The organism is Streptomyces lycii (assembly GCF_009735685.1).
GTDB lineage: Bacteria > Actinomycetota > Actinomycetes > Streptomycetales > Streptomycetaceae > Streptomyces > Streptomyces lycii.
On record NZ_WHPN01000347.1, the window covers coordinates 1 to 18,400 of the forward strand.

Sequence of the window (18,400 nt, forward strand, 5' to 3'; positions counted from 1 at the left end):
CACAGCGCAGTTGCGGCACACCGGCACACCGGCAGCAAGGCAGCGGCAGACCGGCACCCCGACAGGGCGACCGGCGGCAGACCGGCGCGTGACCACAGCACACCGAAAGGCCGTTTCCGCGCGGGGCGGAGACGGCCTTCGCCGTTTCCCGTTCCCGGGGCGCGCCGGAGGTCTTGCGCTCCAGTGTGACCTGTGACACGGTCCTACGTCACCGGGTGTCAAAGAGTGACATCCAGTGCCAGTATCGCACCTCCGGGAGACCCGTTGTGAACCAGCAGCGAACCGTGCCGGACGACCTCGACGCCCTGCACGCCACGGCAAGCCGCAAAGCCGCCTTCCGCCTCTTGCCGATCCTGTGCCTCGTGTACTTCATGGCCTTCGTCGACCGCACCAACGTCGGCATGGCGAAGACGTCGCTCGAAGCCGACGTGGGCATCAGCGCCGCGGCGTACGGCGTCGGCGCGGGCATCTTCTTCCTGAGCTACGCGCTCCTGGAGGTGCCCAGCAACCTCGTCATGCACCGCGTCGGGCCGCGGCGCTGGATCACCCGTATCGCCGTGACCTGGGGCCTGCTGTGCTCCTGCATGATGTTCGTGCAGGACGAGTTGTCGTTCTACATCGTCCGGTTCCTGCTCGGCGCGGCCGAGGCGGGGCTGTACCCGGCGCTCATGTACGTCGTCACCATCTGGTTCTCGCAGAAGCAGCGGGTGACGATGGTCGGGATCATCTACCTCGCCGTGTGCGCCGGCCTGACGCTCGGAGGCCCGCTCGGCGGCGCGCTGATGGAGCTGCACGGAGCGGGCGGGCTGTACGGCTGGCAGTGGATGTTCCTCGTCGAGGGCGCGATGACGGTGGTCGTCGCGTACTTCGTGTGGCGCGGGGTGCCCGACCGGCCGGAGGACGCGCCGTGGCTGACGGCACGGGAGGCCGAGGTGCTGAACGACCGCGCCGTCATGCGGTCCGCCCCCGGGCACAGCACCCTGAAGGGCAACGTCAGGGTGGCCTTCGCCCGGCCGTTCATCCTCGCGCTGTCCGCGATCTACTTCGCGAACCAGATCAACAGCGTGGCGATCCAGTACAACTTCCCGTCGATCGTCGAAAGCCTCGACGTGAAGGGGTCCTTCCTGATCGGGGTCGTCAGCGGCAGCGTGGGCATCGCCGCGTTCGTCGGCGTGCTCGTGATCCCGTGGATCCAGCGCCGCGTCCGGAACGAGATCCGCGTCCTGACGTACACGACGGCCGCCACGGTCGTCGTGGCGATCGCGTACAGCCTCTCCGACGGCGCCGTCCTGCGCATTCTGCTGATCGATGTCGCCATGCTGCTGCTCATCGGCATCCTGCCGCTCTACTGGTCGGTCGCCATGGCGAGGATGTCCGGGCTGATGGCCGCCGCCGGGCTCGCGTTCATCAACACGGTCGGGCTGCTGGGCGGCTTCGTCGGCCCCTATCTGTACGGGCTCGCCGAGGGCCGGGGGAGCGAGTCCGCCGGGTATGCCGTGCTCGTCGGCGCCTCCGTCCTCGGTGTGCTGCTCGTGCCGGTGCTGCACCGGACGGTGCGTTCCGAGGACCGGCGGACCGGCGGGGGCGACGCGGAGCCGCGGCGGTCCGGCCGGGATGCGGACGTGGTGGCCCCGGTCGGGCCGGAAGGGGGGAAGTGACCGTGCGGAGCCGTGTCATGGCCGTACTGCTCGGCCTCGTGCTGGCGGCCACCTCGCTGAACGCGGCCTCGTCCGCGAGCGCGCGGGAGACGCCCGTGCTGCGGCACACGAGTCTCGGGCTCGTCAGGGGCGTCGACGAGAGCCGGTCCACCGGCACCTACTCCTGGCTCGGTGTGCCGTACGCGGAGCCCCCCGTGGAACGGCTGCGCTGGCGGGCCCCGGTGACTCACCGGCCGTGGCGCGGCGTGCGCGACACACGCCGGTTCGGTGACGGCTGCATCCAGGAGGGGCGGTTCTTCAGCCCGGCGCCGAGCGGTCCGCACTACGGGCTCGACATCCGGGACGGCCTGAAGAAGCCCGTGGGCGCGGAGGACTGCCTCACGCTCAACGTGTTCCGTCCGTCGACCCCGCGGAAGAACCTTCCCGTCATCGTGTTCGTCCACGGCGGCAGCAACATGGTGGGCTACTCGGCCGACCCGATGTACGACGGCCGGGCACTGGCACGCGAGGCCGGCGCGGTCGTGGTCACCGTCAACTACCGGCTGGGTGTCTTCGGGTGGCTCGACCTGCCCGGACCGGGCGGGGCGCGGAACGGCTCGGCCAACTTCGGGACGCTGGACCAGATCGAGGCGCTGCGCTTTGTGGACCGCAACGCGCGCGCGTTCGGCGGTGACCCGTCGAACGTGACGGTCATGGGCGAGTCCGCGGGCGCGGTGAACGTCTGGGCGCTCATGGTCTCGCCGCTGAGCAAGGGCTTGATCGACAAGGCGATCCCGCTCAGCGGCGGCCTGCAGTTCGCCACGCCCGCGGCGGCGCGCACGTATGCCGAGAAGTTCACCGAGGAGGCGGCCGGCCCGGCCCCGGACCCCGGCGAGGCCGTACGCCGCCTGAGGTCGATGCCCGCCGGCGAACTCGTCCGGGCCCAGGTGCGTCTGGGTGCCGAAGCAGGGGACCCGCCCCGGGTGATCGCTGACGGCTCGGTGCTGCCCACGGACCACCACGCGGCCATCGAGGCCGGACGGTACCGCGACATTCCGGTACTCGCCGGGAACACGGCGGAGGAGGGAAAGCTGTTCGGCTCGGTCATCGGCGCGTACCGCCCGACCGATTACCAGCGCTTCACCTGGCAGTACCGGTTCGACCCCGACCGGCCGTCCCGGCTGGACGTCGGCGACTTCATCGCCGACCGCTATCTGCCGGCCGACGGCCCCGGCGGCTGGAACGAGGAGGCCGGCCGGCTGACCGACAGCATCTTCGGCGGAATCGTCCTGGACTCCATGGACTCCCTGAAAGCGGCCGGCAGCGACCGCCTCTTCTACTACCGGTTCGGCTGGAACCAGCAGCCCGTCCCCTTCGACACCGTGTACGGCGCGGTGCACGCGATCGACCTGCCGTTCCTGTTCCGCTCCTTCGACGAGGGGGTGTTCGCGTTCTCGTTCAGCCGCAGGAACGAACCCGGACGGCTCCAGCTCTCGCAGCTGATGACCGACAGCGTCCGCGCCTTCGTACGCACCGGCAGTCCGCAGCACTCCGGTCTCGGTGCCCGGTGGCAGCAGTGGCCGCGCAGCATGGTCTTCGACGCCGGGGACAGGAGCGCGACGGCGCGGCCCGGGGCGTTCGGCGGGTGAGCGGCGCGGGGTCCCGGGTGGCGGGTGACCGGGAGCCCGGGCCGCGGCGGGGCCGGCGACTGCGGTCCCGGTCGCGCCCGTGGTCATAGACTCGCGACGACTTCGAGAACAGACGTCGAGGAGGGAGGAGCCGTGGTCGAGCGGGGGCTGGAGACGAAGTACCGCATCGCGGAGACGGCGATGGCGCTGTTCCTGGAGCAGGGATACGAGAGCGTCACCGTGGAGGCCGTCGCGGACGCTTCACAGGTGTCCCGGCGGACGGTGTTCCGGTATTTCGACGGCAAGGACGAGCTGGCGTTCCCGGACCACTCCGCGCGGCTGGAGCTGCTGTCGCGCCACCTGGTGAAGCCCACCGGGACGCGGTCGCCGGTGGACGTCGTGATCGCGGCCACCGAGGTGGTGATGCTCGACTTCCTGAGCAGGCCCGAACTGGTGCTGCGCCGCTACCGGCTGACCCGCGTCGTGCCGGAGCTCCGCAGGCGTGAGGTGCTGGAGAACGAGCGCTATGTCTCCCTGACGAGGGCGTATCTGCGGGACCATCTGCCCGCGGACGGTCCGCCGTTCCTGCCGATGGCGCTCTCCGCGCTGATCGACGCGATGCACCGGGCGGCGCTCGGCAACTTCGCCCGCAGCGGCGGGACGGCGGACGCGTACGCCGAACTCAAGGACGGCATGGAGTGGGTCCGCCGGATCCTGGCCGAGGAACCGGGCACGGGCGGCCCCCTGCTGTTCGCCGTGCTGCCGGACACCGCGGCCGTGCGGCGGTCGTTGTCGGTGCTGCGGGACGAGGCCCGGGACCTGTTCTGACCGGCGGTGCGGGCGTACCGGTCGCACGCGCCGGTCGCACGCGCCGGACGGGCACGCCGGGGCGAGGGCGCGCCGGGCCCGGTCGTCCGGCCGGACCGGGCCGCCGGGTGCGGGCACGCCGAGTCCGGTCCCGGCCGGGCACTGCGGGCCACGCGCAGGCACCCGACGTCGCTAGGGCAGATTCTCCGTCAAGGCGGGCCCGTCCCCGGCGGGCCCGTCCGGCACGGCGCCCTTCGGCGCGGAACCCGGGCGCACGTGGGCGCGGATCCCTTGCAGGTCGAACAGGACGAGAAGCTCGACCGCGCCGCCGTCGGCACTGCCCAGCCAGTGCGGCACGGACGTGTCGAACTCGGCGGCCTCACCGGGCGGCAGCGTCAGATCGCGCCGGCCCAGCACCAGCCGCAGACGGCCGTTGAGCACGTACAGCCACTCGAAGCCCTCGTGCGTCTGCGGGTCCGGTTCGAGCGGCTCCGCCCGGCTCGGGATGATCATCTTGAACGCCTGTGTCCCGCCCGGCCGCCGCGACAGCGGCACGAAGACCATCCCGAACCGCCGGATCGGCTTGAGATGGATCCGGGGATCGCCGGTGCGCGGGGCCCCGACGAGGTCGTCCAGCGGCACGTCGTAGATGCGGGCGAGCGGCAGCAGCAGCTCCAGGGTCGCCCGGCGCTGTCCGCTCTCCAGCCGGGACAGGGTGCTCTCCGACACTCCGGTGGTGGCCGAGACTTCGGCGAGGGTGATGCCGCGGTTGCGGCGCAGCGCACGCAGCCGCGGCCCCACCGTGCCGAGCACGTCGTCCGTTCCGCCGTTCATGCGGCCCAGCTTGCCATAACAGCAAGATCTCGTGCCGTGCCGGGGAGTTCTGGTGAGACTGGCCGCACCCCGACAGAAGGAGTTCCGATGAGCACCAGCGACGCGGCCGAGGCAGTGACGTTCTGGGACGGTGTGTACGCGGCCCGGCCGGCAGCCGCCGACCCGCGGCCGAACGACCGTCTCGTCGAAACGGCCGCGGATGTGCCGCCCGGCGACGTGTTGGACCTCGGATGCGGCGATGGAGGCGACACGCTGTGGCTCGCGCGCCGCGGATGGCGGGTCACCGCCGTCGACATCTCGGCCGTCGCGGTCGCGCGGGTCGCCGAACGGGCCGGCTCGCTCGGCCTCGGCGACCGGGTCACCGCCGAGCGGCACGACCTGCGCGAGTCCTTCCCGGAGGGCCGGTTCGACCTGGTCACCGCCCACTACCTGCACACCCCCTTCGACCTGGACCGGGCGGCCGTCCTGCGCACGGCCGCGCGGGCGCTGCTCCCGGGCGGGCGGCTGCTGGTCGTCGACCACGGCTCGGCCGCGCCGTGGTCGTGGGACCAGGATCCCGACGTCCGGTACCCGGCCCCGGGGGAGGTCGCGGCGGACATGGGCCTGGACCCGGCGGCCTGGCGGGTCGAGCGGGCCGACGCGCCCCGCCGGACCGCGACCGGCCCCGGCGGGCGCACCGCGGAGGTCGTCGACCACGTCCTGCTCGTGCGCCGTACGGCCTGACCGGCGCGCCCACCGCTCCGCGACGAAGGAGATCACCATGCCCACCGCATCCCGCCGCGGCCGCCGCAGCGACACTCCGCCGCCCCGTACCGGCGGCAGCGAGGCCGAGACCCTGCGCGGGTTCCTCGACTACCTCCGGACCTCGATCGCCGCGAAGGTCGAGGGCGCCCCCGAACCCCAGGTCCGGACGGCCCAGGTGCCCTCGGGCACGAACCTGCTCGGCCTGCTCGAGCACCTCACCCACGTCGAGCGTTCCACCTTCCTCGGCGAAGCGGTCACCGACTGGCCGTCGACGTTCCGGGCCGCGCCCGGCGACGGTGTGGCCGACGTCGTCACCCGCTACCGGGAGACCGTCGAGCGAGCGAACCGGGTCCTCGACGGCTGCGCCGACCTCGGCGGGCCGCTTCCCCGGCCCCGGCCGGACCGCCCCGCCCCGAGCGTCCGCCGGGCCCTCGTCCACATGATCGAGGAGACCGGCCGCCACGCCGGGCACGCGGACATCCTCCGCGAACTGATCGACGGTACGACGGGACGCTGACGCCGGCCCGTCGCCCCGCCGCTTCCGCCGCGACCCCGGCGGGCCCCGCCCCGCACGGGCCGGGGTTCACGGCAGGCGGACGCTGAGGGCGTAGAGACGGGTCCGCCGGTCGTGCTGTCCGTTGTCGTCCGAGACCAGATACAGCAGGCGGCGGCCCCGGTGCTCTTCGCCCTTCGGCGGCGGGCCGACCGCCATGCCCTCGACGTTCTCCACGATGTCGTTCGGCTGGGGCCGCTTCGACTTCACCCGTCCCGGTGGGCAGGCCGCCAGGTCGAAGAGCAGCTCCTTCTCGGTGTAGGCGTCCGCGGACCCCTCGCCGACGCCTCCGCCCGCCACGTCGTCCGCGTCGCTCAGATCCACACGGTAGACATGGATGCTGTTGCCCAGGCCCACCAGGCCGCCGCGTTCCAGCGCCAGCAGGTGTTCCCCGTCGAGCGCGACCAGTTCGGAGAGGTACATCCCCTCCTCCGTCTCGTAGGCGTACTGGTGGTCCGGCCGGTAGCTGCCGCCGGGCGTTCCCTCGTACCGCTGGATCCGCAGGCCGGCGCGCCCGTGCTTGTCGTCGTCACCCGCGAGCGGCGCCTCCAGACCGACGAACAGGTGCCGGCCGTCGTCCGTGGCGGTCAGCGACTCGACGTTGCGCGACCGTTGCGCCTGGCCGGCGGGAGGGAGACGGAACAGCTCCGGCAGGGGCACCCGGCCCAGCTCCCGCCCGGTCTTCAGGTCGAAGCGGCGGATCGCGGGACTGCCCTCCGTACTGACCAGGACGGTCTTCCCGCCCTTCTCCAGGACCAGGCCCTCGCCGTCGAAGCCGTGCGAGTACCGGGTGCCGTCCTCGCGGTACAGGCCCTGAACCCGGCGGGCCCGCGGTTCGAGGCCGGCGGCCGGGCCGAGCGAGAGACGGTAGATCCGCCCCGGGTCGTCGTCCGGCAGGGCGAGGGCGTCACCGGACGTCCCGTCCAGCGCGAGCGCGGAGAGCCCTTCTATCTGCTCGCCGTGCAGCGGCGCCTCGTCGAGGTCGTCGGACGTGCTCAGCAGCGACACGTCCTCGGTGCCGCAGGGACCGCTCGTCGGGGGCTCCTGCCCGGGCGGCCACCAGACCCCGCCGGCCGCGGACGTCGCCGCGACCACCAGCAGGACCGCCGAGGCGAGCAGCCGCTTGCGTCCCGTCCAATACGGTGGCGGCTCCGCGAGCCCGGACCGCTGCCGCAGCGGGTTGCGCACGAACGGCAGGTCGCCCACCCCGTTACGGCTCTGCTGCTGGGGTTCCGGCAGCCCCTTGGCCAGCAGCGACTCCCTGACCACCTGGTAGATCTGGTCGAGCGTGAGCCACTTCTCCCGCTCGAACCGGGCGTCGCTCTCCGTCAGCGCCTTCAAGAACTCGCCGGTGAACGCCGTGTACTTGGAACCCCGCGGAGCCATCGCCCGCCGGTTCCCCGCCGTCGACGTCATGATGTACGAGCCGTCGATACGGGTGATGCGCCCGCTCACCGCCTCCCTCGCCGACATCCGGTCCAGCACCTGCCCGCTGTAGCAGCAGTCCAGGATCACCACCCGGCGCCGGACGGAGGATCTGACGTCACCCAGCGTGCGCCGCAGTTCCTCGTACGACAGGGCCAGGGTGGGCTCGCCCGGTTGGGACACGGTGAGGGTGAGGTGGAGCGCGTCGTCGCCGGAATCGAGCAGGCCGTGTCCCGCGTAGTAGACGAGCAGGGTGTCCTCGGCCTTCTCGGCGGCCTCCTGGATCGGCTTGATCATCTGCCACTGCGTCCGCGGATTCCGCACCACCCAGCGGTGGTCCTCGGGCACTCCCCAGACAGCCTCGTCGGCGAGCGCCCGTTCCAGCGCGTCGAGGTTGTGCGACACCGACTTCAGGGGCGGCAGGTCCGTGTAGTCGCCGACACCGATCAGCACGCAGGCCGAACGGGCGGGGTCCAGCCGGTGATCCCGTGCCCCGTCCGCCGGCGGGGGGCCGTTTCTGCCACCGGTCACGCCTCGTTCCTCCGTAACTCCTCGAGCGCGCTGAGGACGGCGCGCGCGTTGTCGAGATCCGCGCCGCTGAGGGTGACCTTGGTGCCGCCGTGCTCGAAGGTGACGGAGCTGCGGGAATGGTGCGCCGCGCGCCAAGCGGCGACGGCGACCGCGAGAGACCCCAGCTGGGTCGCCGTGCCGACAACGAACTCGACCACCTCGAAGGCGCCGCCCATCTCGTGCGGCCCGCCGGGGCCTGCGCCCGGCGCCCGTACCGTCACTCCGGCGCTGTCGAGCTGCCGGCCCTCGGCGCGCAGCCACCGGTACAGCGACCGCAGTTCGACATCGCTGCGTGCCCCGTTCAGTGACAACTGAATACGCATGACCAACCCCTCGCGGCGTTAGGCGTCATCCCGCCTGGATGCTTGCACGGCGGGCCGGGGAACGGGCCCGTTTCCCGGCTTCCGCCGTCACGGGCGGCGCCTTCCGGGAGCGGTCTTTTTCCGGGAGCGGCGCCGTTTCGGGAGCGGCGCCCTTTCGGGGGAGGGGCCTTGCCGCCGGTGCGGGCCGGCGGGTCAGTTCTTCCGCGGGCCCATGATGAGCATCACCACGAAGAAGAGGAAGGCGATCAGGCCCAGCGTGGACCACAGCCCGGGGTAGGAGAGATTCATCCGCTGCTCCGCCGTCAGGACCGACCACGACACGAAGAGCCCCAGTGCCGCTGCCCATCGGTTCATTCGCATGAAGCGTCCCTCCCGTGTCGTGGCCGCCCGCGGGCGGCGGCAGGCTCGCCGCCGGAGACCCGCCTCGACGACTACAGCACCCGCGGAATTGTTCAGCAGGTGCCTCCCGCGCGACGAACAACCCGTCCCCGCCAGCTCCTCCCCCCTCCCCTCCCCGGGAGGAGAGGGGAGGGGGGAGGAGCTGGCGGGAGGAGGCGAGGGGACTCCGGGCGCACGGCGCGGACGGACGCCGCGGTCCGGCACGACGCCGCGGTCCGGCCCGGCTCCGCGGTCCGGCCCGGCTCCGCGGTCCGGCACGGCTCCGGTCCCGTGGCCGCGGGGAGACCCGGCGGCGTGCGACGAGCCCGCGGGACCGGAGAGCGGGTCTCCGTCCCGCGGGCCCGGCCCCGTCCCCGGCGGCTCAGCGCGCGCGCCGCCGCGGCCTGCTGCTCACCGCCGCGTGCTGCTCACCGCCGCATGCCGTGCGTGCTCGCTGATGATGTCCGCGTAGCGCCGGCCGCTGGTCTTGATGGTGCGGCGCTGGGTCTCGTAGTCGACGTGGAAGAGGCCGAAGCGCTTGTCGTAGCCGTAGGCCCACTCGAAGTTGTCCATCAGCGACCAGGCGTAGTACCCGGCCAGCGGCGCGCCCCGGCGGGCGGCGCGGGAGCAGGCCGCGAGATGCTGCTCCAGGTAGCGGGTGCGCTCCGGGTCGTGGACGGTGCCGTCGGCGCGCACCACGTCCGGGTACGAGGAGCCGTTCTCGGTGACATAGAGCTTGCGGGCGCCGTACTCGTGGGTGAGGCGCAGCAGCAGGGCTTCGATGCCGTTCGCGTCGACCTCCCAGTCCATGCCGGTGCGGGGCACCCCGGGGCGGCGCACCTGGCGGGTGTGCGGGACGGGGCCCGCCGGGTCGTCGGCGACCATGGCGGGGAAGTAGTAGTTGAGTCCCAGCCAGTCCAGCGGCGCCGCGATGGTTTCCCGGTCCCCCGGCCGCTCGGGCAGTTCCACCCCGTAGACGTCGAGCATGTCGGCGGGAAAGCCGCGGCCGTGCACGGGATCGAGCCACCAGCGGTTGGTGTGGCCGTCGGCGCGGCGGGCCGCCGCGACGTCCTCGGGACGGTCGCTCGCCGGAGTGATGGTGGAGAGGTTGTTGACGATGCCGACCCGGGCGCCGGGGGCGGCCGCGCGGATGGCCTGCGCCGCCAGTCCGTGCCCGAGCAGGAGATGGTACGAGGCGCGCACGGCGGCCGTCAGGTCGGTCAGGCCCGGGGCCATCCTGCCCTCCAGGTGGCCGATCCAGGCCGAGCACAGTGGCTCGTTGAGAGTGGTCCAATGGGTCACCCGGTCGCCGAGCCGTTCGGCGACGGCGGAGGCGTAGGCCCCGAGGTGGTGGGCGGTGTCCCGCTCGGGCCAGCCGCCCCGGTCCTGGAGCACCTGCGGCAGGTCCCAGTGGTAGACGGTCACGGACGGGGTGATCCCCGCGTCCAGCAGGCCGTCCACCAGTTGGTCGTAGAAGTCCAGGCCCTTGGGGTTCACGGGGCCGTCCCCGCCGGGCACGATCCGCGGCCAGGCGACGGAGAGCCGGTAGGCGTTGCTGCCCAGCCGCTTCATCAGCCCGATGTCGTCCCGCCAGCGGTGGTAGTGGTCACAGGCGGTGTCACCGTGGTCGTCACCGTCGATCTTGCCGGGGGTGTGCGAGAAGGTGTCCCAGATCGACGGGGTGCGGCCGTCGTGGTCCACGGCGCCCTCGACCTGGTACGCCGAGGTGGCGGTGCCCCAGGCGAAGTCGTGCGGGAGAGCGGCGAGGTCGATGGTCTCGGTCACGGATGTCCTTTCGGCGGTGCCGGAGGGTGGCGGCAGGTCACTTGACGGCGCCGGCGGTCAGCCCGGCGACGAGATAGCGCTGGAGCAGCAGGAACCCCGCGACCACGGGGACGCTGACGACGAGGGAGGCGGCCATGATCTGGTTCCAGTACACGTCGTTCTGGGTGGCGTAGCCCTGGAGGCCGACGGCCAGGGTGCGGGTGGTGTCGTTCGTCATCACCGAGGCGAAGAGGACTTCGCCCCAGGCCGTCATGAACGCGTAGACGGCGACGGCGACGATGCCCGGGACCGCGGCGGGCACCACGACCCGGAAGAGGGCACCGAGGGGCCCGCAGCCGTCGACCATGGCGGCCTCGTCCAGGTCGCGCGGCACCGATTCGAAGTAGCCGACGAGCATCCAGATGGAGAAGGGCAGGGAGAACGTCAGATAGGTCAGGACGAGCCCGCCGCGCGAGCCGAACAGCGCGATGCCCGTCGCGTTGCCGATGTTGACGTAGAGCAGGAAGAGCGGCAGCAGGAAGAGGATGCCCGGAAACATCTGGGTGGACAACACCGTCACGGTGAAGACGCGCTTTCCGCGGAACCGGTAGCGGCTGACGGCGTACGCGGCGAAGACCGCGACGACGACCGAGCACACGGTGGCGGCACCGGCCACCACCAGGGAGTTCACAAAGTACTTCGCCAGCGGGACGGTGTCCCAGATGTCAATGTACGGGCGGATCGTCAGCCCGCTGGGCAGCCAGCGGAACTTCTCCGACACGTCCTCCAACGGTTTCAGCGAGCTGGAGACCATGACGTACACGGGCAGCAGCACGAAGCCCGTCAGCAGGGTCAGGACGACGCGCCGGGACCAGAGGAACGACCGCGGCGCGGCCATCGGGGACCTAGGCATGGGCGGCCTTCCTCTCCCGGGAGGTGAACAGCAGATAGAGGCCCGTGACCAGCAGCAGGAAGAGCAGCAGCAGGACGGACATGGCGGATCCGGTGCCGAAGTTCCAGGTGACGAACGAGGACTGGTAGATGTGGACGGAGATCAGGTTCGCCGCCTCGGGCGCCGCCTCGCCGAACATCACGAACGGCATGTTGAAGTCGTTGAACGTCCACAGGAAGAGCACCAGCACCAGGACCTGGTTGACGGGCCGCAGCGACGGCAGCGTGATGCGGCGGACCTGCTGCCACATTCCGGCGCCGTCCAGCGAGGCGGCCTCGTACAGCTCCTTCGGGATGTTCTGCAGCCCCGCCATGATGAACAGGAAGGCGAACGGCCAGCCCTTCCACACCGAGACGGTCAGCAGGGCCACGAAGCTGTTGCCGCCGAGCAGCCAGAACGGATGGCCGTCGGTGAGCCCGAGCTGCTCGTGGAGCACATGGTTGACCAGGCCGTTGTCCCGCTGGAACATGAACACCCAGGTGATCACGGCGGTGTACACGGGCAGCGCGTAGGGCACCAGGAAGAGGGCCCGCAGGATGCCCCGCCCGGCGAACGTCTCCTGCATGTAGACGGCGGCCGCCGTCCCGATCAGCCAGCACAGGCCCACCGACAGCACGGTGAAGGCACAGGTCACGAAGAAGGACTGGAGCAGGGCCGCGCCGACGGGCGCGTCGAAGTCGACGGCCAGCTCGTAGTTGTCCAGCCCGCTCCAGGGCGCCGCGCCCCAGTCGCGCAGGTAGAACTGCGTGAGCTGCTTGAAGCTCATGGCGATGCCGGTGACGATCGGCACCAGGTGGACGAGGATTTCCAGGGCCAGGGCGGGAAGCAGCAGCAGATACGGCAGCCCGGCGCGGCGGAGCCGCCCGGGGCGGCGGCGCGGTCCGCGCGCCGCCCCGGGGGTGTCCTTCCGCAACGTCCGTTTCCCGCCCGCCGGGGCGGCGGTCGTGGTCATGGGCGTTCCGCTCACTGCTTCGTCATCTGCTGCTCGGCCTCCACCAGTTCGGCCCGGACCGTCTCGGTGGTCACTTCCCGGCCGGTGGCGGCAGCGGCGAAGAGGTTCTTGACGGCGGTGCCGACGGTGGTCTCGAACTGTGACTCGTCGGGGACCTGGGGGAGGGGAGCGGCGCTCTCGGCGAGCGTCTTCCGCAGGACCTCCAGCTCGGGCCGGTCGAAGGCGGGATCACGCTGTGCCGACTTGACCGGCGGGATCGACCCGAAGGCCGAGCAGAGGATCTTCTGCTCCTCGTCACTGGTCATGAACTCCACGAACTTCACCGCGCCGTCGAGGTTGTCGGTGTTCTGGAAGACGGCCATGTTGATGCCGGCCACCATCGAGTTCACGGACGTGCCCGGGCCGGGTGCGCCGGACCGGACGGGGACGGGGGCCACGCCCCACTCGTCCTCCTTCATGCCCTGGGACTCGAAGGTGGAGGCGGCGGCCTGCCACAGGACCATGGCCGTCTTGTTCTTGGCGAAGTCGCCGAGCGACTGGTTCTGCGCGTATTCGGAGTTGCCGGGCGCGATGATCTTCGCCTCGGCCATCAGGTCGACGTAACTCTTCACGGCCGCCACGGCCCCGTCGGAGGTGAAGTCCGGCTCGCCCCGGGAGTCGAAGAAGTCTGCGCCGTGCTGTTTGCCGAGAACGAACACCTGGTGGATGTTGTTCGACAGATTCGAGCCCTCGGCGCCGAGCGCCCACTTGCCGTCCCTCGACAGCTTCTTGCCGTCGGCGACCAGCTCGTCCCACGTCGCCGGCGGCCCGTCGATGCCGGCGTCGGCGAACATCTTCTTGTTGTAGTAGAGGGCGTACGCCATGGAGTACAGCGGCACGGCGGCGGGGTCGGAGCCCGTGGCGCCGGTCGAGCCGAGAGCGGACTCGACGAACCGGTCCCTGCCGCCGACCTTCTCGAACGCCTTGTCGTCCCACGGCATCAGCGCCCCGGTGGCCTGGAGCGAGGCGGACCAGGTGTTGCCGATGTTGAGGACGTCCGGCCCCTGCCCCGAGGTCGTCGCCGTCACGATGCGGTTCAGCAGGTCGGACCAGGGGATGACTTCGAGCTCGACCTTGATCCCGGTCCGCTTCTCGAACTTCTTCAGCTCGGGGGTGAGGATCTTCTTGTCCGCCTCGAGGTTCGGTCCCTGGTTGGAGGCCCAGTACGTGAGGGTCTCCGGCTTGTCGTTGGACCCCCCGCCCCCGGTCGGCGAGCCCCCGCCGCAGGCGGTCGTGGCCGCGAGCAGTGAGGCGGCTGTCGCGGCGCAGGCTGCTGCTCTGAAGGTGCGCATGACTCCAGGTGTCCCTTTCCGCAGGAGCGTCGAGCCACGGGGCGGCGGGCCGGCCCGGACGGCGTGCCCGGTCCGCGCCCCGTTCGCGGACGCCCACCCTCACGGCTTATTTTACGGCGTGAGTTAATACGCGTGAAAAGTACGCGTCAAGAGGTCGCGCAGCGGTATGTTCGGGTCGACCGAGGGCGGGAAGGGACCGGATGGCTGGGCAGAGCGGACGAACGGTGAGCGACCTGCGGCGGGGCAACCGCGCCGCCGTACTGCGACGGTTGTATTTCGACGGGCCGAAGAGCCGTCAGTCGCTGGGCCCGGCCACCGGGCTCAGCTCCGGCTCCATCAGCAACGTGGTGGCCGAACTCGTGGCCGACGGCCTGGTCGAGGAGGCCGGCAGCGTCCATCCCGGCCAGGAGCCGGCTGCGGGGCGCCCGCGCACCCTGCTGCGCGTGGTCCCCGGCAGCGGGCACATGATCGGTGTGGACGTCGGCGAGACCCGGGTGCGGATCGAGCTGTTCGACCTCACGCTCACCGAGCTGGCCCGGGCCGAACGGCCGCTGCGGGGCAAGGGCTACGGCGTCGAGACCATGGTGGAGCACATCCGCACCGGCATCGAGGAGGTGCTGGGCGCCGCGGGCGTGGAGCCCGGGGAACTCATCGGTGTCGGCATCGGCGTGCCCGGCATCGTCGCCCGGACCGACACCGGCGCGGTCGTCCACGGCCAGACCATCGGCTGGAACGCCGTGCCGCTGGAGGCGCTGCTGCGGAGTTCCGGCCGGCTCCCCGGCTCCGTGCCCTACTTCATCGACAACGGCGCGAGGACGCTCGGGCAGGCGGAGATGTGGTTCGGCGCCGGCCGCGGCGCACAGAGCGTGGCCGTCATCCTCTTCGGCTCCGGCGTCGGCGCATGCCTGGTCACCGATGTGGCGGAGCAGGGCAGGGCGCTGGAGTGGGGCCATCTGACCGTCCAGGTGGGCGGCCGCAGATGCCGCTGCGGAGCGCTGGGCTGCCTGGAGGCGTACGCCGGTGCCGACGCCCTGCTGGAGCGCTGGCGGGAAGCCGGCGGGCGGCCCCCGGAGAACACGGACGAGGAGACCGCCCTCACGGCGCTCCTGGCCGCCGCCCACCCCGCCGGCGGCGGGCGGCCCGATCCCGTCGCGCGGCGCGTGGTGCGGGAGACCGCCGAGTATCTGGGCGCCGGGCTGTCCGGGCTCATCAACCTCTTCCAGCCCGAACGCATCCTCGTCGGCGGCTGGGCCGGGCTGCAGCTCGGCCCCGGCTTCCTCGCGGCCGTGCGCGAGTACGCCGTCGCGTACTCACTGGACTATCCGGCCGAACGCATGACCATCGGGCTGGGGGAGCTGGGGCCGGACGCCGTCACGGTCGGCGCGGCGACCCTGCCGCTCGCCGACTTCTTCGCCCGCGGCGGCAGGCGCGCCGAACCGGTGCGGCAGACCGCCGTCCCGGCCTGGCGGGCGGCGCTGAAGGGCCGGGCGACGAGCTGAGGCGCGCCCCCGGGCCCGGCAGCACCGGCCGTTCATCCCTGGCCGCGGGTGGCTTCGGCCGCTGCCTTGATCGCTTCGCGGATACGGGGATAGGTGCCGCAGCGGCAGATGTTGCGGATGCCGTCGAGGTCCTCCTCGGTGACCTCGCGGCCCTCCTCGGCGACCCGCCGGACCAGCGCCACGGCGGCCATGATCTGACCGGGCTGGCAGTAGCCGCACTGGGCCACGTCCTGGTCCAGCCACGCCTGCTGCATCGGGTGCAGGTCCGCGCCCACCGTGGCCGGAAGCCCTTCGATCGTGGTGACCTCGTCGGTCGGCCGGAGGTCTCCCACGGGGACCGCGCAGGGGTTGACGGCCCTGCCGTTGAGGTGACTCGTACAGGCCTTGCAGACGTTGATGCCGCAGCCGTACTTCGGACCGGTGACGCCCAGGACGTCGCGCAGCACCCACAGCAGCCGCACGTCATCGGCGATGTCGACGGTGACCTGCTCGCCGTTGAGGCGGAACGTGTGCTCTGGCACGGGATCTCCTTGCTTCAGCGGACGTGGTCCAGGCCGTCGGTGGGGGACTGCGGAATGGGCGGCACGGTCGGCTTGGGCTCGAAGGACAGCGTGCTGTGGTTGATCGGGAAGGTGGTGGGCATGGTCCCCGTGGCGCGGCCGTAGGCGCAGGCGACCGCGGCCATCGACGCCGCGACCCCCAGCTCACCGGCGCCGCCGGGCTTCCCGGTGCTGGTCGGCATGATGATGATGTCGAGCTCGGGAGGCGTGTTCCACTGCCGGGTGTAGAAGTAGTTGTCCCAGCTCGCCTCCAGGAAGTGCCCGTCGCGCAGGTGCAGGCTGGACGTCAGGGTCAGCGCGATCCCGTCCATGACGCAGCCCATCATCTGGGCCTCCAGACCGCGCGGGTTGACGGCGAGGCCGACGTCCACGGCGAAGACCACTTTGGTGACACGCGGCCCGGCGACCCCGTTGCGGACGGGGCGGTTCACGGTCTCCGGCCGGCAGTCGATCTCCACCAGCACCGCACTCGTGGCGTGGTATTCGGAGTGCAGCGCGATGCCCTGCGCCGTGCCGGGGGGCATGGACCGCCCCCAGTTCCCGGTCTCGGCGACCGTCTCCAGCGCCGCCCGGGCGCGGTCGTCGCGGAGGAAGTCGCGCCGGAACGCGTAGGGGTCCTTGCCCGTCTTCGCGGCCAGCCGGTCGACCATGAGTTCCCGGGCGCAGGTGACGTCGGGGGAGTAGACGTTGCGCATGCTGCCCGTGTTGAAACCCTTGTCGGTCTCGTTCAGCAGCCGGCTGTTGGCGCCGAAGTCGTAGGGCATCGACTGGGTGAGCTGGAAGAACGTCTCGGAGAAGCCGATGTCGCCCACCGGCAGCTTCGCGGCCATGGCCGTGAACATCTCGCCGAGCCCGTGCCCGAGGTCGGTGGAGACGCTGGTGTGCCGCTGCTTGTAGCTGAGGACGGTGTCGCCGCTGTAGGAGATCCGCACCCGCGAGGTGGCCATGGGGTGGGTGCGGCCCTGACGGGAGTCGTCGGCGCGGTGCCACATGAGTTTCACCGGCTTGCCGGTCTTCCGGGACGCCTCGGCGGCCTCCAGCGCGGCGTCGAAGAACAGCTTGCGCCCGAACGAGCCGCCGCCCTCGGTGACATGGACGGTGACCGCGCCGACCGGAAGCTTCAGCCGGGCGGCGATGGCCTGCTGGGCGACGATCGGCGACTTCAGGGCCGCCCAGATCTCGGCGCGGTCGGACCGTACGTCGGCAATCGCGCAGTTGGGCTCCAGCGCGCTGTTGCTGCGGAAGTGGAAGGTGAACTCACCTTCGACGCTGCGGGCCGGCGACGGCAGCCCGAGCGGCGGTTCCGCGGCGCGCAGTTCCCGGAGCACGGTCTCGTCGGACTTGCCCTCGGCGGTGCCGGGCTTCCACGACACCCGCAGGGCGCGTACGGCGTCGATGCACTGGCCGAAGGTCTTCGCGCGCACCGCCACCCCGGTGGAGATCACCACGACGTCGCTGACGCCCGGCATGGCTCGGACCTCGTCCGGGTTCGCCACCGCCCCGACCTTGCCGTTGATGGTCGGCGGACGGCACACCATGGTCGGCTCGGCGCCCGGGACATCGAGGTCCATGGCGAACTTCTTGCGACCGGTGACGGCGGCGAGCGCGTCGACGCGGTTGTGCGGTTTGCCGATGACGGAGAACTCTTCGCGCCTCTTGAGCTCCACGGACACCTGCTCGGTCCGTATGCCCGCGGCCTTCGCGGAGAGAGCGCCGATTCCGATGCTCCGGCCCACGGCATCGGTGATGACACCGGCCTTCAGGGTCAGGTCGGTGACGGCCGTGCCGAGCTGGGTCGCCGCGGCCTCCAGCAGCCGGCCGCGCGCGACGGCCGCGGCGACCCGGACCGGGGTGTACGTCGAGATGGTGGTGTTCGACGCGCCGGTGAGCTGGTTGAACATCAGCTCCGGCCGCGCGTCCGCCAAGGTGACCCGCACCCGGTCCAGCGGTACGTCCATCTCCTCGGCGATCAGCATGGCCGTCGAGGTGGTGATGCCCTGCCCCACCTCGGCCCGCGGCAACGCGAACGACACGGTGCCGTCCTCGTCGACCTCGACGGTGATCAGCTTCGAGGTCGGCAGGGCCGCCGCGGTCATGACGTCGTTGAGGTCGGTCAGCTCCGTGATCTCCGGCGAGGGTATGCCGGCCTCGGCGCCGGGAGCCCGGCCGAGTTCGGCGGCGGCCACCAGGGTCGGTGCGGCCAGCACATACCCGAGGAACCGGCGGCGCCCGACTCCCCGCGCACCGGGCCCCGGCGGAGTCGAAGGGTCGGAGCTGCTCATCGAGGGTGACCTCCCCGGTCGTGTCGTCGGCCTCGGGTGCGCATGCCGTCGCGGCGGCCACGGCGCGGCGCTCGTCCTCCCGTTCACGGGCATGGCGGACCGCGTCCCGGCGGACGGCGCGGTACGCCCGCGGCCTCGCCGCGGAACGGCTGCCACCATGC

16 protein-coding genes are annotated in these 18,400 nt (G+C 71.7%); 6 read left to right on the top strand and 10 right to left on the bottom strand.

All coding sequences use genetic code 11. The features are described 5' to 3' along the window. Positions 1 to 266 precede the first annotated feature (266 nt). From GCU69_RS22345 to GCU69_RS22355, 3 genes are all read left to right on the top strand, one after another. The gene (locus GCU69_RS22345; RefSeq protein ID WP_235978635.1) at positions 267 to 1,658 is read left to right on the top strand and encodes an MFS transporter; all 1,392 of its coding nucleotides are present in this window, start codon (positions 267 to 269) and stop codon (positions 1,656 to 1,658) included. A gap of 17 nt (positions 1,659 to 1,675) precedes the next feature. Next, entirely contained in the window at positions 1,676 to 3,286 is a 1,611-nt protein-coding gene (locus GCU69_RS22350; protein ID WP_156207000.1) for a carboxylesterase/lipase family protein, read from the top strand. Between the two features lie 132 nt (positions 3,287 to 3,418). Next, positions 3,419 to 4,093: a TetR/AcrR family transcriptional regulator gene (locus tag GCU69_RS22355; protein ID WP_098753778.1), complete on the top strand. Its 675-nt coding sequence runs from the start codon at positions 3,419 to 3,421 to the stop codon at positions 4,091 to 4,093. A 171-nt stretch (positions 4,094 to 4,264) separates the two neighbouring features. Here GCU69_RS22355 and GCU69_RS22360 read toward each other — a convergent pair whose 3' ends face one another. Further along, positions 4,265 to 4,906 (bottom strand): helix-turn-helix domain-containing protein, encoded by a 642-nt coding sequence (locus GCU69_RS22360; protein WP_170315911.1) that lies wholly within the window; start codon positions 4,904 to 4,906, stop codon positions 4,265 to 4,267. A gap of 87 nt (positions 4,907 to 4,993) precedes the next feature. On the opposite strand from GCU69_RS22360, the gene GCU69_RS22365 reads away from it, so the two are divergent. Together GCU69_RS22365 and GCU69_RS22370 are read left to right on the top strand one after the other, a co-directional pair. Continuing rightward, positions 4,994 to 5,629, top strand: coding sequence for an SAM-dependent methyltransferase (locus GCU69_RS22365; RefSeq protein WP_098753776.1), 636 nt, complete (start codon positions 4,994 to 4,996; stop codon positions 5,627 to 5,629). 37 nt (positions 5,630 to 5,666) lie between these two features. Next, positions 5,667 to 6,167 carry a DinB family protein gene (locus GCU69_RS22370; protein WP_098753775.1) on the top strand — a complete coding sequence of 167 codons (501 nt, stop codon included), beginning with the start codon at positions 5,667 to 5,669 and terminating at the stop codon, positions 6,165 to 6,167. A 66-nt stretch (positions 6,168 to 6,233) separates the two neighbouring features. Here GCU69_RS22370 and GCU69_RS22375 read toward each other — a convergent pair whose 3' ends face one another. The 7 genes from GCU69_RS22375 to GCU69_RS22405 all read right to left on the bottom strand — a co-directional run bounded on the left by GCU69_RS22375 (position 6,234) and on the right by GCU69_RS22405 (position 13,898). Then, positions 6,234 to 8,159, bottom strand: coding sequence for a caspase, EACC1-associated type (locus GCU69_RS22375; protein WP_156207001.1), 1,926 nt, complete (start codon positions 8,157 to 8,159; stop codon positions 6,234 to 6,236). After that, complete coding sequence (locus tag GCU69_RS22380) at positions 8,156 to 8,521, bottom strand: effector-associated constant component EACC1 (protein ID WP_098753773.1); 366 nt, start codon at positions 8,519 to 8,521, stop codon at positions 8,156 to 8,158. The genes GCU69_RS22375 and GCU69_RS22380 overlap by 4 nt, the downstream gene beginning before the upstream one ends. Positions 8,522 to 8,713: 192 nt before the next feature. Further along, positions 8,714 to 8,875: a hypothetical protein gene (locus tag GCU69_RS22385; RefSeq protein WP_180268821.1), complete on the bottom strand. Its 162-nt coding sequence runs from the start codon at positions 8,873 to 8,875 to the stop codon at positions 8,714 to 8,716. A 435-nt stretch (positions 8,876 to 9,310) separates the two neighbouring features. After that, entirely contained in the window at positions 9,311 to 10,684 is a 1,374-nt protein-coding gene (locus GCU69_RS22390; protein WP_156207003.1) for a GH1 family beta-glucosidase, read from the bottom strand. A 37-nt stretch (positions 10,685 to 10,721) separates the two neighbouring features. Continuing rightward, positions 10,722 to 11,576: a carbohydrate ABC transporter permease gene (locus GCU69_RS22395; RefSeq protein ID WP_098754454.1), complete on the bottom strand. Its 855-nt coding sequence runs from the start codon at positions 11,574 to 11,576 to the stop codon at positions 10,722 to 10,724. Further along, the gene (locus tag GCU69_RS22400; protein ID WP_156207004.1) at positions 11,569 to 12,567 is read right to left on the bottom strand and encodes a carbohydrate ABC transporter permease; all 999 of its coding nucleotides are present in this window, start codon (positions 12,565 to 12,567) and stop codon (positions 11,569 to 11,571) included. Before GCU69_RS22400 ends, GCU69_RS22395 begins: the two co-directional genes overlap by 8 nt. 11 nt (positions 12,568 to 12,578) lie before the next feature. Continuing rightward, positions 12,579 to 13,898 (bottom strand): ABC transporter substrate-binding protein, encoded by a 1,320-nt coding sequence (locus GCU69_RS22405; protein ID WP_156207005.1) that lies wholly within the window; start codon positions 13,896 to 13,898, stop codon positions 12,579 to 12,581. A 200-nt stretch (positions 13,899 to 14,098) separates the two neighbouring features. Here GCU69_RS22405 and GCU69_RS22410 point away from each other — a divergent pair, with 200 nt between their 5' ends. After that, positions 14,099 to 15,397, top strand: coding sequence for an ROK family transcriptional regulator (locus tag GCU69_RS22410; RefSeq protein ID WP_098754451.1), 1,299 nt, complete (start codon positions 14,099 to 14,101; stop codon positions 15,395 to 15,397). A gap of 32 nt (positions 15,398 to 15,429) precedes the next feature. On the opposite strand, the gene GCU69_RS22415 is transcribed toward GCU69_RS22410, so the two are convergent. Together GCU69_RS22415 and GCU69_RS22420 are read right to left on the bottom strand one after the other, a co-directional pair. Beyond that, a complete protein-coding gene (locus tag GCU69_RS22415; RefSeq protein ID WP_098754450.1) occupies positions 15,430 to 15,918 on the bottom strand; it encodes a (2Fe-2S)-binding protein in 489 nt (162 codons plus the stop codon). 14 nt (positions 15,919 to 15,932) lie between these two features. Next, positions 15,933 to 18,239 carry a molybdopterin cofactor-binding domain-containing protein gene (locus GCU69_RS22420; protein WP_156207006.1) on the bottom strand — a complete coding sequence of 769 codons (2,307 nt, stop codon included), beginning with the start codon at positions 18,237 to 18,239 and terminating at the stop codon, positions 15,933 to 15,935. Positions 18,240 to 18,400 lie beyond the last annotated feature (161 nt).